The 12,696-nt window shown below is 44.3% G+C and carries 11 protein-coding genes; 6 read left to right on the forward strand and 5 right to left on the reverse strand.

Annotated elements, in window-relative coordinates; genetic code table 11:
- Positions 1-2 precede the first annotated feature (2 nt).
- Positions 3-770 carry a uroporphyrinogen-III C-methyltransferase gene (gene cobA / locus FDP09_RS08765; RefSeq protein ID WP_137402303.1) on the forward strand — a complete coding sequence of 256 codons (768 nt, stop codon included), beginning with the start codon at positions 3-5 and terminating at the stop codon, positions 768-770.
- Positions 771-1,007: 237 nt separating this feature from the next.
- Here cobA and FDP09_RS08770 read toward each other — a convergent pair whose 3' ends face one another.
- The gene (locus FDP09_RS08770) at positions 1,008-2,147 is read right to left on the reverse strand and encodes a DUF4221 family protein (RefSeq protein ID WP_137402304.1); all 1,140 of its coding nucleotides are present in this window, start codon (positions 2,145-2,147) and stop codon (positions 1,008-1,010) included.
- A 375-nt stretch (positions 2,148-2,522) separates the two neighbouring features.
- On the opposite strand from FDP09_RS08770, the gene FDP09_RS08775 reads away from it, so the two are divergent.
- On the forward strand, positions 2,523-3,113 hold the full coding sequence (locus FDP09_RS08775) for a DUF4202 domain-containing protein (protein WP_137402305.1): 591 nt from the start codon (positions 2,523-2,525) through the stop codon (positions 3,111-3,113).
- Between the two features lie 94 nt (positions 3,114-3,207).
- Here the strand turns inward: FDP09_RS08775 and FDP09_RS23755 are convergent, their stop codons facing one another.
- Positions 3,208-3,351, reverse strand: a complete 144-nt coding sequence (locus tag FDP09_RS23755) for a hypothetical protein (protein ID WP_187328826.1) — start codon at positions 3,349-3,351, stop codon at positions 3,208-3,210.
- 272 nt (positions 3,352-3,623) lie between these two features.
- On the opposite strand from FDP09_RS23755, the gene FDP09_RS08780 reads away from it, so the two are divergent.
- The 4 genes from FDP09_RS08780 (at position 3,624) to FDP09_RS08795 (ending at position 10,332) form a co-directional block, all read left to right on the forward strand.
- Positions 3,624-7,235: a DUF1592 domain-containing protein gene (locus FDP09_RS08780; RefSeq protein ID WP_137402306.1), complete on the forward strand. Its 3,612-nt coding sequence runs from the start codon at positions 3,624-3,626 to the stop codon at positions 7,233-7,235.
- Between the two features lie 79 nt (positions 7,236-7,314).
- Positions 7,315-8,667, forward strand: coding sequence for a DUF1552 domain-containing protein (locus FDP09_RS08785; protein ID WP_137402307.1), 1,353 nt, complete (start codon positions 7,315-7,317; stop codon positions 8,665-8,667).
- Between the two features lie 239 nt (positions 8,668-8,906).
- Entirely contained in the window at positions 8,907-9,572 is a 666-nt protein-coding gene (locus tag FDP09_RS08790; RefSeq protein ID WP_137402308.1) for a GIN domain-containing protein, read from the forward strand.
- Positions 9,573-9,672: 100 nt separating this feature from the next.
- Positions 9,673-10,332, forward strand: coding sequence for an ROK family protein (locus FDP09_RS08795; protein ID WP_137402309.1), 660 nt, complete (start codon positions 9,673-9,675; stop codon positions 10,330-10,332).
- A 15-nt stretch (positions 10,333-10,347) separates the two neighbouring features.
- Here FDP09_RS08795 and FDP09_RS08800 read toward each other — a convergent pair whose 3' ends face one another.
- The 3 genes from FDP09_RS08800 to FDP09_RS08810 form a co-directional block, all read right to left on the reverse strand.
- Positions 10,348-10,713, reverse strand: coding sequence for a hypothetical protein (locus FDP09_RS08800; protein ID WP_137402310.1), 366 nt, complete (start codon positions 10,711-10,713; stop codon positions 10,348-10,350).
- Between the two features lie 133 nt (positions 10,714-10,846).
- Positions 10,847-11,239, reverse strand: coding sequence for a DUF7009 family protein (locus FDP09_RS08805; RefSeq protein ID WP_137402311.1), 393 nt, complete (start codon positions 11,237-11,239; stop codon positions 10,847-10,849).
- Positions 11,240-11,248: 9 nt separating this feature from the next.
- Positions 11,249-12,682, reverse strand: coding sequence for a rubredoxin domain-containing protein (locus FDP09_RS08810; RefSeq protein ID WP_137402312.1), 1,434 nt, complete (start codon positions 12,680-12,682; stop codon positions 11,249-11,251).
- Positions 12,683-12,696: the final 14 nt, after the last annotated feature.

Below are 12,696 nucleotides of genomic sequence, written 5' to 3' on the forward strand. Positions count from 1 at the left end.
CTATGACTACTTTAAATAAGAAGCTTTCTATCGTAGGTGCCGGTCCAGGTGATCCCGAATTGATTACCTTAAAGGGCGTTAAGACGCTTCAATCGGCCGATGTAGTATTATATGACGCATTGGCCAATGAGGCTCTATTGGAATACGTACCGGAGACGGCGATCAAGGTGTTTGTGGGAAAACGGGCCGGTATGCATTACCGCCAGCAGCGGGAAATCAACCGCATGATCGTCAATTACGTAGAAACTTGCGGCCATGTGGTCAGGCTAAAGGGCGGAGATCCCTATGTATTTGGGCGTGGACACGAGGAGTTGGAGTATGCCGCAGCGCATGGAATACCCACTGACTACGTACCCGGTATAAGTAGTGCGATGGCGGTACCCGGTTTGGGGGGCATACCGCTTACCAAGCGTGGGATCAACGAAAGCTTTTGGGTGGTGACGGGAACCTTGAAGGACCATTCTACGGCCAAGGATTTGCGCTTTGCGGCACAATCTTCCGCTACGGCCATTATTCTGATGGGGATGAAGAAGTTGCCTGAAATCGTGGCATTGTTTGAGCAATATCGTGGTGCCGAAGAGACCGTGGCGATCATTCAGGATGGCAGCAAGGAAACTGAGCGATCCATCGTTGGTGACCTTGGAAGCGTATTGGCCTTGCAGCAAAAAGAACAGCTTACCGCCCCCGCTATTATTGTCATCGGCGAGGTGGTGAAGGAAAAGGGCAAGGCATTAGGGCAATTTTTGGCCGAAAGAGCATTGGCAGAATAGCAATGTGTAGAGAATAGAGCCAAGAGGCAAGAGCCAAGAATTAAGTATCAAGAGGTATTGAACTTGAGATATGAGAAGTGAGACTCGAGACAAATGTACATTGTATTAAAACAGTCCTCTCCTTTTAGGGGAGGTTAGGTGGTGTTATTTTGGAGCAAAGAGAAACCTGGGGTGTGCCGGGCTCCAGGTTGTGCTGTGTCTCTGACTGAATTGAGTTGTTTCTTAAATAGATCTCTGCTACAGGAAGCTGAGCCTTACAAAAGTCATTTCATCATCCTTATTGTCCAATATCCAAAGTGTTCCATCTTTGGCAAAATAATGGGAAATAGTATGGTCGATTTCAGGAATCAGTGCTTCATTGATCATATTGAATTCACTATCAAAGATGCTCAAGTAAGCATCTATACTTTTGATTTCGGGAACTCTACTTTCCCGTTCCGATGTAGTTTTATACTCAGTTTGGAATGAAAAACGGTAGTAGCGGTCGTTTTCTTGATCATAGACCAACGGGCCAAACCTGATTTGTTCGTTCATTTTTTCGAAGACTTCGAATAGCTCTTCTGTGGTAGCGAACTTGTTGGGATGATCAGTACTGACTTCGTTTGGTGTCAGGCGGCTCTCGTAATCCACTTCGAGAATTTGATTGGCAACATTGTCAAACCGGTAAATTTCATTGGTAAACTGATGGGAAAGGACTGGGGTGTTGTTTAAGATAGAAAAATAAATGATGGGGGGCATGTATGTATAATCCTCAGAGGATAGCGTGTAACTTTTGATTTTTTTCTGAGGGTCAATATCAAATCTGCTGACCATCTTGGTGTTTAGGTCAAAGAGGGCCAGTTCAGCTTTGAAATTGGCATTCAGCCCTTCTTCAGTGACCAAAGAGAGTAACTTGGTTTTGTCTATAAGTAAGTTTTGCCTACAAATCTCAGCACCTTGGAGGACCTCTCCATTCCAATTGTGTGCGGTAAGGTTGATGGTTTGTACCACTTTTCCATTGAGGTCAAAAACCTTTTGCTTGAAAAAACCATCTGAGATCAGGAGTTGGCCGTCCTTTATAAACTGAAAGCTGCTCATACTGTTTCCTGTCCCCTCTGGGCCTTCTTTTTGAAAGGGTGTTTTACTGACCAATTCCAGCTTGTTAAGATTGACTTTCTCCAAGTGATTGTCAAAATGGTTGAAATTGTATAGAAACTGCTCGTCGGTGGTGATGCCTGAATTATTTAAGTTGCGATCGACATCCAAAATCTCTCCTTTGGCATCGATGCTTACGGTATCCATGGAGTACGTGATGGCATCGAATTGGATCGCGTCATTTTCTTTTTGCTGGCAGGCACCTATAAGGAAGAGCAATAGCCAAAAGTATATTTTATTCATGCTAAAAAGATGGAAGTTTTGATTGTAAGTTTAAAAATAAGTTGTTGCTATTGAAGGGAAAAGCCATTTAGGGAAATTTAACGAAAAAAATAGTTTTTCAACATTGACCTTTAGCTATTCCTGATGCCTGCCTGAGCTTGTCGAAGGATATTGTCAAGGATTCCCGCGGTGGGTGAGTTGCCATAGCTATTCCGATGAAAGGCTACTAAGAATCTTTTAAATAATTCAAAGTCATTTGTGAACAGGGAAGTACAAATGGCACGATTGATTCTTGGCTTGATAATTTTTCAATCTTCAAATTTTTAATGCATTATATCTTCCAACTCTCCCCAAAACCTCCTAAATTGGCTTATGTGAGTAAATAATAACAACGAAATGGCTGGAGATAGATTTGAAAACACCATCGCATCGTTTGATGCAATTAATGCAGAAGATCCTCATAAGGAGGAGGTTGATGGTAAGGAAATCCCAAAGGAATTGGTGTATGGGCATAGGATGACTGGGATGTTGTTGGATTTTGAGCCGGGGGCATCAGAGACACTAAGGCTTGCTGCCCGCTGCCAGCATATCAAGCGATGGGAGATTCCGAGGGAAGCGTATCCAATGGATCGAAAGGGCTACCTGATGTGGCGCACAAAACTGAAAAAATTTCATGGTGAATTGGCAGGCGAGATCATGAGGGAGCATGGTTATGCTGATGACGATATTCAAAAAGTGGATGATCTTCTCAATAAAAGAAGACTGAAGACAGATCCAGAAACACAGGCCTTGGAAGATGTGGTGTGTTTGGTGTTTTTAAAATATTATTTTGATGACTTTATCAATAAGCATCGCGATGAGGAAGAGAAGCTTGTGGACATCGTCCAGAAAACCTGGAAAAAAATGTCCGAAAAAGGCCATGAGGCCGCGTTGGCCATGAAGCATTCCGATGAAGCTTTGGGGATCGTGCAGAAGGCTTTGGCATAGAGTCTGTATAGCTGAGTTATTTACAAAAAATGCTTCCTTAGCTACGTTTAGGGGCTTTTTTTTGCCTTGATCTAGCCCAAAACCCACTACCACATTACCTGTCATTTAAGCGTTGACTTGACACTAGTCGCGGTTGCACATCCAGCTTATTAAGCTGATCGGGAAAAAGGATACCGATCAGTGGCAGTTCCTCCTTCACATTGACTCCTGTAATATTGGGGTTTGTTTTCGTTTCCAATGCATAACTTTCGGTTTTTTGATGAACGGTTGGAGGTTTTTGGGGTGGTTATTGACAGGTTTTGGGTGGCGGTATGATATTATGTTTGCCCATTTATATAATATGTTGATTGTTTAAATTAAAATAGTTGATTGATTTGGTGTTTTTTAATATAATTAGGATAAATGATTGTAATGTGTAGGTTTGTTGTGTATAAACGAAAGTTTTTCGACAACCCGGAATAGATTCACGTTACTTTTTAGAGAAGACAATACTTAAAATAACCGAATGTAGTGAGGGAGACGATCAATAAATTAATTAAGGGGCAATTGTCCCCCATAGGCGCAGTAATACTATCGGTGCTGGTGTTGGGCATTGCGGTGATTCCAATAGGTGATTTCCACTGGAGCTTGGCATTTCTTGGAAAGATGCATCCACTGTTGGTGCATTTGCCGATAGGGATATTTATGGCCTTGATTGCCTTGGAGATTGCCAATCTGTTTATTCCAGAACGAACACTTAGACCCGCATGTGGCGCGCTCTTGTGGCTGACAGTAATTACTGCTATTCCCACACTAGTAGTTGGCGCCCTGTTGGCGGGTACCGGTGGATATGGCAGCAATGTACTGGTGGTGCACAAGTGGCTGGGTGTCGCTACGGCATTGCTTAGCATATGGCTTTTGGCTCTTCGTGGGTACCTTCAAGACCATGACAAGTCACCGGTTCCCTATTATAGTATCTTGGCCATGACCACCATTATTTTGGGGGCTACGGGCCATTACGGAGGTTCGCTGACACATGGCTCAGGCTTCTTGACCGAAGACCTGCCCGATGATGTACGGGCATTTTTGGGGGAAGACCCTTACGGGGTAGAAGGACTTGCTACCATGGAAAGCGATGAAATCGACAAGACGCTTAGTCAGATAGAATTTACCAAAGATATTAATCCGATCACGGCAAGTTATTGTGAGAGCTGTCATGGAGAAGATGAACAAAAAGGAGGACTCCGACTGGATGATATAGATCCTGACATGGTCAAAGGCCACGATGCCGAGACTTGGCGCGCTATGCTCGATATGGTGAATTCTGGAGAGATGCCCCCGAAGGAGGAAAAGCAGCTTTCAGATGAGGAACGAAGGGTATTGGTGGACTGGATCACGGCCTCAATCCAGCGGGCAGTAGCGCTTCGGAAGGCCGATCAAGAGCCAGTTATCCGGCGATTGACCAAGGACCAATATTCCAATACACTGACCGACCTGTTAAAAGTAGATGTGCAGTTTGGAAATGTGCTTCCTGACGATGCCAAATCTGAAATGGGATTTTCTAATAACGGCCAAGTGCTCGGGGTGTCACCACTCCATGTAGAATATTATAAAAAAATAGCCAGAAGTGCCATTGACAAGGCCATTGCACCAGAGAAAAAACCGACAGCTACCCGGTATAGGATCACTTTTGGCAAAGGTATTGGAAAAGGCAAGACTGCTGCCATGATCGGTGGTTATCAAAGCGCGCCGATTAATTCGGAGGATTTTATCGTTGAGGTTTTGGATGAAAATGGACGTCCTATAGTCGCAAGGGACAGTGTGGAAAAATCGCAATTGGAGGAGGTCAAGCGGAATATAGGAGTAGGAATGCGAGGATCCAATGCTGATCGCTATCAAGTAGTGGATGAGGGGATCATGCTTTATTCTGCTGTGCCACATAAAGAAGTCACTCCCAAATCCTGGCAAGGGCCATCGCCAAACTTGAAACTATTGTTTCGGAGACATTTTCCCGAAGAAGGAGACTTTGTCTTCAGGGTAAAAGCGTCCCGCGGCTATCAGTGGAGTGCCCAAAAGGAAGGTTTGATAGGACTTCGAAACGACCAGCCAGCTGATAAACTTGAAGAAACCGTCGTGCTCGCACCAAGCATGGGCAGAGGCCTTCTAAATATGTCTATCCAAGGGCAGTGGATGAAGCCTAAGGAGCTTACAGAGAATTCCTCTGCTACTTTTACATTTGAGGCACCTCGTGATGGCTATTATCAAATAGACTTTGAGCACCCTTACGTAGGGGCAGAAGGAATGCCATCAGTGGAGCTACAAATTGATAAACACAAACTCCAGGAGAGGTTCCATTTTGATGAGAAGTTCAAGGAGCAAGCTTCCATGACCACCCCGCTGACCTTGGCTTATCTAAAAGCCGGCAAACATCGCCTAAAGATAGGAGGGAAGTTTTTCACTGGATTTAGTAAGGTTATCGTGACTCCTTTTCCTGAAGATCACCCCGTGGCTCAGCAACTTGGTGCCGAGGCCGAAAAAAGCCGTGCCAAGTATGACAAGGACCTTCCTGTGATCAGGACCTTTGCCGGAGAAAGGACGGATGATGGTATGGATTACCAGACCTTTGATACATACAGGAATGTAAGCAATGAAACAGGTAAATGGCAGGATTTTACCTTTAAGGGACGTTTGGAAAACCTCCCAATTCCGGTGATTGATACTGTAGAAACCGAGATTTTGGCCAATATAATGATCTTGGGATTGTGGAATGATTACCTAGTAAAAGACAATGAAGACTCTGGTCCACCCTTGCTTATCAAGGAGCTGGAGTTTGAAGCACCTTATTATCCACAGTGGCCTCCGGCAAGTCATGAAGCGATTTTCTTTGAATCATCAAAAAAATATGACAAAGCAGCTTATACCGAAGAAATCCTCGAAAGCTTCCTGACAAGGGCTTACCGTCGACCGGTGGAAGATGAGGAGTTAAGGCCATATTTGGAATTTTGGGAAAGCATAAGGAATGATTATCCACGGTATGAAGACGGAATCAAAGAGGTGTTGATAGCGGCATTATGTTCTCCCAATTTCCTATATCTCGCCGAGCCGGAAAAAGAAACAGAGGAGGAAGATAGAGAGTACTTCCTTGCTTCTAGGCTTTCCTACTTTCTATGGAATGCAGCACCGGATGAAGCGTTGATGGAGTTGGCGGAGGAAGAGGACCTGCATAAGGACCGGTACCTGAAAAAGCAGGTAAACAGAATGATTGATGATGAGCGCATCTGGGAGATGGTGAGGCGATTCTCCAACGAATGGCTGCGTGTGGACCGCCATGAAGCCATGAGCACCAATGTGAATGCCTATCCTGATTTTACGCGTTTTGTGAAGAAGGACATGACAGAAGAGACGTATCAGTTTATGCACTATGTGCTCCAGCAGGACTTGAGTATTATGAATCTGATCGAATCCGATTTTGCGATGCTCAACCAAAATCTAGCGGAGTTTTATGGTGTCAAAGGAGTAAAGGGGAATCAGTTTAGACCCGTTTCGGTCACACCGGACATGCACCGTGGAGGCTTATTGTCCCAAGGGGCATTCCTTAACGGTCACTCCGATGGCAGTCAAGCCCATGCTATAAAAAGGGCCGTTTGGGTAAGGGGCAAGATCTTAGGTGATGAGCCACCACCGCCACCGCCAAATGTTCCTGAGCTGGATCCTGAGACGCCAGGTTTCGAGGAGCTGACGCTAAAAGAACAGTTGTTTGTCCATAGGGATAAGGCAGCGTGTATGGATTGTCATAAAAAGATTGATCCGTATGGGATTGCTTTCGAAAACTACAATGCCGTGGGACGCTTTGAAACAGTGGCTTCCAATGGTAATGTAATTGATGCCAAGTCCGAACTGCCTAATGGAGAGGTGGTTAATGGGATTGATGAAATAAAGTCGTATATTCTGAATATGAAGCAGGATACATTTACCCGCTCCTTGGTAAAGCACATGTTTTCGTATGCTTTGGGCAGGGATGTGACTTTTGTGGATGAAAGAGAGATAGAAAAGATTGTAAGTAAAGTTCGCGACGATAATTATAGTTTCCGATCAGTGGTGGAAAATATCGTGATAAGTGACTCGTTTAAAGGCGAGTTTTGAATTACGATGGATTGCGGACCACAGCTTACCTAATACATAACCGAATAGCCTAAATATCATAACCGATAACCAACACGTCATGGGAAAGAAATCATGGGAACTCGATAGAAGGACTTTTTTGAAAGGCCTGGGTGTAGCTTGCATGTTGCCTTATATGGAGGCAATGGGCGGGCCAATGCGTAAATTGGGCGGATTGAGTGAAGCACCTAAGCGCCTTTGTTTTGTTTATTTTCCCAACGGGGTGGGGCTTCCTCCATCTTCCAATCCCAACCATGCGTTATGGAATTGGTTTCCAATGGGAACGGGAGCAGATTATAAGTTTACCAATACGCTTTCTCCTTTGGAGCGACATCGAAGGGAGATCACTATCATGGGAGGGCTAAGCCATCCCAAAAGCCGACATCTATTAGGCCACTTGGCGGGGGATACTTGGTTGACCGGTGGAGACCTGCGGGGTAGTCAGTATAACAACAGTATTTCCGTAGATCAGGTAGCCGTACAGCATTTGGCCAAGCATACTCGGTATCCTTATTTGGCACTTTCTTCAGATGGTGGAATTGGGTATAAGTCGAGGGTGTCCACCCTCTCATTTGATCCTAATGGTCGGCCGATCCCATCAGAGCACCGCCACCGGGAGATTTTTGAACGTTACTTTGCACCGGGTGGTGGAGAAACTTCTCAGTTGAGAAAGAGGAGTTTGCAAAAAGAGCAAAAGATTGTGGATTTAGTTTTGGAAGATAGTAAGCGACTTGAGAAACGGTTAGGTAAAAATGACCAAATGAAGCTGGATGAATACATGACATCGCTTAATTCGGTCGAAGAACAGATCAAGCGAAATGAGAAATGGCTGGATGTGCCGATGAAAGATTTTAATGCTGATCATATCAATCTCAACCCCAATGCTGCTGTGGATCCTGAGAGCTATATTCGTTCATCCTTTGACCTGATGGTGCTTGGGATGCAGACGGATATTACTCGGGTCATGACCTATATGATGGCCCGGGAAGACGGAATGGGGTTCGGTGAAAATTACCCAAAACTTGCACTAGGGTTAAATAAGGGACATCATGCCATCAGTCACGACAAGTCCAAAAACCATTGGCAAGAGTGGGGAAGCTATGACCAGTGGTTGGCCAAGCAATACGCTTACTTCCTTGACAAAATGAAAACTACCGAGGATGAATATGGCCCACTTTTGGACAATACCCTGGTTCTTTATGGAAGTGCCTGTAGCAGTACCCATGATGCCATTAATTATCCATTGGTGCTGGCTGGTGGTAAAAATATGGGCGTCAAACACGGGACTTATACCGATTTTAAAGAAGAATACCCCATGTCCAATTTGTTTGTGAGCATGCTGAATACCATGGGGATCCCTGTGGAGCGTTTTTCAGATAGTACGGGCAAGCTAAACTCCGATATTTTCGGCTAAGGTTCATGAATGTTAAGATTGTCCGTTTTTACAGCCAGGATTTTTAGGTTTATAGTGATGAAGGGAATTCCCTATAATCGCGGTTTTTAAATCGGGCGCTGGAAAAAAAATAAGATTTTTTTGCCCCTGTGTCAGGGTAAGGTTTTCTATGCGTGTCTTTTTTTTGTAATGCCAACTATCCCCTGTGCAAAAATGCATCAGGATATCGGCCATTGATCAATAGATAATTTAGAAAAGCGATGAAACGTAAGACAATTTGTTCGGCACTGATGGTGTCGGTGCTGTTTTTTTCCTGCACAGATAATAACCTGTGCATAAAAGGAGATGGGGAGGTAAAAGAATATGACCTCGAGGTAGATGAATTTGATGAAGTGGCCCTTGAGGGTCCAATAGACTTGACGATTGTCCAAGGAGAGGTACAGTCGTTAACGATCCTAGCGGAAAGCCAGTTGATGGAGGCCTTGGAGTATGATGTGCGAGGGGGGGAGCTTATGGTGGGCTTTAGGGATAAGGTCAAATGCCTGAAAAGTACAAAAGGAGTCCGTGTAGTGGCCACTATTCCAGATATTCATAAAATCAGCATTGATGGGGACAGTGAGGTCGAAAATGTCGGAAACCTGTCGCTGACAGACCTGACCATTGAATGTCATGGAGAGGCTGAAGTGGAGCTTTTTGGCACCGTGGTCCGTCAGTTTTATATAGTTGATGGAAAAATTGAGGTGGAGAATTTTGGCCTAGTGTCAGCAGAGACCAGTATTGAAGTAAACGGGAAAGGGGAGTTTGAAGTAAACTGCACCGAAACCATGTTTATCGATATCAACGGCAAAGCGGATGTGGACTACAAGGGGCATCCAAGGATATATCAAGAAGTCAATGGCTTGCTGGACATCGACGATGCCAATTAATTTCATATTGGAAGCCTTCTGCCAGTAGTTTTTCTTGTAAAAATCATTCTAAATTGTTCTAGGCCGCGGTTTTTTCGTGGGACTTATTATCTTTGGTTTTATGAAAACACTGGTTATTGATATAGGAGGCTCGAACATTAAGATATTGGCTACCGGAGCGGATGACCGCATCAAGATTCCCTCCGGTAGTGATTTTTCGCCTGAGGAAATGATACCATTGGTAAAGAAGCATGCTTCCAAGTGGGAATATGACCATGTAGCGATTGGTTTTCCGGGGATTGTCAAGAACAGTAATATTCTTACAGAACCTGTTAACTTGGGGCATGGCTGGGAAACGTATGATTTTGAAGCTGCTTTTGGTTGCCCCATCAAGATTGTTAATGATGCTGCCATGCAAGCCTTGGGAAGCTATGAAGGCAGGAAAATGCTTTTTATGGGATTAGGGACAGGCTTGGGTACAGCAATGGTCGTCAACAACGTCGTCATTCCTATGGAAGCAGCTCACTTGCCTTATCGTAAGGCTACTTTTGAAGCCTATTTAGGTAAAGCCTACTATTTCAAAAAGGGCCCAAAAAAATGGGAGAAGCATGTCCACAAAGCGGTTGAGTACTTCTTTAGGGCCTTCCAGCCAGATGAAATTGTGCTTGGAGGAGGCAATTCCAAAGAACTCAAGAATATCCCTGACGGATGTCGCCTAGGATCCAATAAGCATGCGTTTAAAGGGGGATTCCGGCTTTGGGAAGAGGATTTTAAAATTTGATGAAGGGAACTTTAGCTATTCTTTTAATTCCGTAAAAATAATTTCGTTGCCTAGTGTTATTTGCGACAAATGCTTGGATTTGCCCTGCCAGTCCAAAGGTGTCCAATAAGCTGGATATTTAATTTGCACGGTATTTCCAAGTAGTTTTTTTTCAAGCACGTCATGCTTCAGCCCAAGGTCAACACCTCTGTTGATATAGAAAAAGGTGTCAGTATTATTTAGCTTGATAAGAATATCCTTGTAAGGAGTTGCTGAAATTTCAGTAATAATCCCAGTGGTTATGAGCGCTTCTTTTTCGGTAATTTTTGGAACTGGCCTAAGTGCCATCAAGGCCAAAGAGACCATCATTCCAATGGTGGTGTATGCTATTCCTTTTTTCATGGATGTTGCTAAGTAAGGTGCTGGTAGTGATAAAGTTAAGTCGTGGTTTCTTTTCCCGCAAAAAAAAATGATGGAATTTTAGCAGTTAAGCGAATGAATAATGTTGTGGGTTGTAAGAGAATGGATGGTAAACCTAGCAATTATTATAGTCTTCAAGGGACTTGGGATTGGGAAAATTATCACTCTCGTCCTCGTCGGGACGTTTGTGGAGGCATTGGAAATCCTTTTCGATCAAGAGGATGTTTTCATAGGATTGACCTTCATGCTGGACATGTCTAATACTTACCTCATCTGTCGAAGCCCAGGCAAAGGCCAGGGCCTCAGGAAGGATGATCTTCAGGTGGTTGTCTTCAAAAATCGCTTCAACTTCTTGAGCATTGCCTTCCAAAATCAAACTGTATTCCAATCCAGGCTTATTACGGCCAACCAAGAGGTGCTCGGTGATGGATTTTCCGGCAGCAACTTGCTGTACTTCCGTTTGGGTAAGGCGTAGTCGAATGGAATTGTTATTGATGCGCAGTTTCATAAATTAATTTTATTTATGGATAAGCTTAAAGGCGGATTTTGGACTTTCGCAGACCGAACAGCAATAGCTACTGGGAAGTTTCATGAAGGAAGTGCCCGCTGGGATTTCTGCTTCTTGGTCCCCGTACTTTTCATCGTAGATGGTCAGGCAATTGGCACATTGGTACTTCCGGTGCGGGCGTTGGGTTTTTTCTTTTTCGACCTCACCGCTTTCTTCTTGGCTTTTTTGTGCTTCCAGCTGATCATAATATTTATAACTAAGCTCGATCAATAGCGGTGGGATGGTGTCCAAAGGTACTTTTTTGGCATAATAGAAATATTCCGAAAGGTTAGGATTAAAGTCCTTGGAGTATTGGATATTAAAGGTGTCCGGTTCAGATTCCTGTTCTTTTTTTGCCTTTTCGATGGCCACGGAAGTGAACAAGGCCATGTGTTTGGTCTTGACAGAAAAACTCAGTCCATAAGTACTGATATCCTGTTTGTCGAGTGCCCTGACCAGGTAATTTTTGATGTCCAAGGCCTCTTCGTCGAGCACCGGAAGGTGCCAGTTGAGTTCGAGGGAACTGTGCCGGATATTGATTCCAAACTTGCCCAAGAGCTTTTCCCAGCTTAGCCGGTCTTTTTCGGCGATTCCCCTGACGATGATGGATTTCCACGGAGTGAGTGAAATTTTCCCAATATTAGTGTCAATGCACAGTTGGCAAAGTGCTTTGAGGAAGCTGATTGTAAACTTGTTGTTTCGCCAGTACAGGCCTAGCCAGTATTTTCCGCCTACGATGCGGTTCATTCCTTCATAGTAAGGGGAGGTGGCCTCGGGATAGTCCAGTTCCTGTTCGAGCGGGCTGGTGTTTGGAGCGGTGATGCTTTTGGCCTTTTCGTAGATTTCAGGATATTTTAAGCCGCTTTTTACGGGGTTGATTTCCTCGATGACCTTAGCCATTCGTGCAAGATCGTATCCGTAAATAAGGTCAGGCGCACACCACGGTTTGGCATCGATTTCCGAAAACCTCAGGTACAGGTACCAATAATTATCAAAAGAAGAAGCCACGAAGTTGATATTTCCGGTAAACAGTGGCACCAAACTCTGAACGGGGTCGGTGATATTGATCTTTAACTTGGGCAGGTAGTCAAATGTGTCCAAGATATAGTGGTAAGTATGGGAAGCCAGCCAGTGGGTGGTCGGCATTACGTCTAAGGCGGTATAAGACGTTACGATATTATGGAATTCTTCTCCATCGGTATCATAAGCCGTGTTGATGGCATTGAAAGTCTCTTCCAATGTCTTCAGGTTTTTGTCCTTTACAGGAAAAAGAAGGTCCTGCCTAGAGCCCAGGTGGATATAGTTGGTGCCAAGTTCATTGGCCGTGTTGATGGTTTTCAGGAAATCACCGGGTGAGATAATACCACCTTTTACGAATACCCTTACTAAGTCCGCTTTTTGCATTTTCTGATTACTTT

It is taken from the genome of Echinicola rosea, from assembly GCF_005281475.1.
Classification (GTDB): domain Bacteria; phylum Bacteroidota; class Bacteroidia; order Cytophagales; family Cyclobacteriaceae; genus Echinicola; species Echinicola rosea.

Coding starts and splice junctions, on each gene's coding strand:
- cobA (WP_137402303.1), top strand. CDS start 3: ATGACTACTTTAAATAAGAAGCTTTCTATCGTAGGTGCCGGTCCAGGT.
- FDP09_RS08770 (WP_137402304.1), bottom strand. CDS start 2,147: ATGAATAAAATATACTTTTGGCTATTGCTCTTCCTTATAGGTGCCTGC.
- FDP09_RS08775 (WP_137402305.1), top strand. CDS start 2,523: ATGGCTGGAGATAGATTTGAAAACACCATCGCATCGTTTGATGCAATT.
- FDP09_RS08785 (WP_137402307.1), top strand. CDS start 7,315: ATGGGAAAGAAATCATGGGAACTCGATAGAAGGACTTTTTTGAAAGGC.
- FDP09_RS08790 (WP_137402308.1), top strand. CDS start 8,907: ATGAAACGTAAGACAATTTGTTCGGCACTGATGGTGTCGGTGCTGTTT.
- FDP09_RS08795 (WP_137402309.1), top strand. CDS start 9,673: ATGAAAACACTGGTTATTGATATAGGAGGCTCGAACATTAAGATATTG.
- FDP09_RS08800 (WP_137402310.1), bottom strand. CDS start 10,713: ATGAAAAAAGGAATAGCATACACCACCATTGGAATGATGGTCTCTTTG.
- FDP09_RS08805 (WP_137402311.1), bottom strand. CDS start 11,239: ATGAAACTGCGCATCAATAACAATTCCATTCGACTACGCCTTACCCAA.
- FDP09_RS08810 (WP_137402312.1), bottom strand. CDS start 12,682: ATGCAAAAAGCGGACTTAGTAAGGGTATTCGTAAAAGGTGGTATTATC.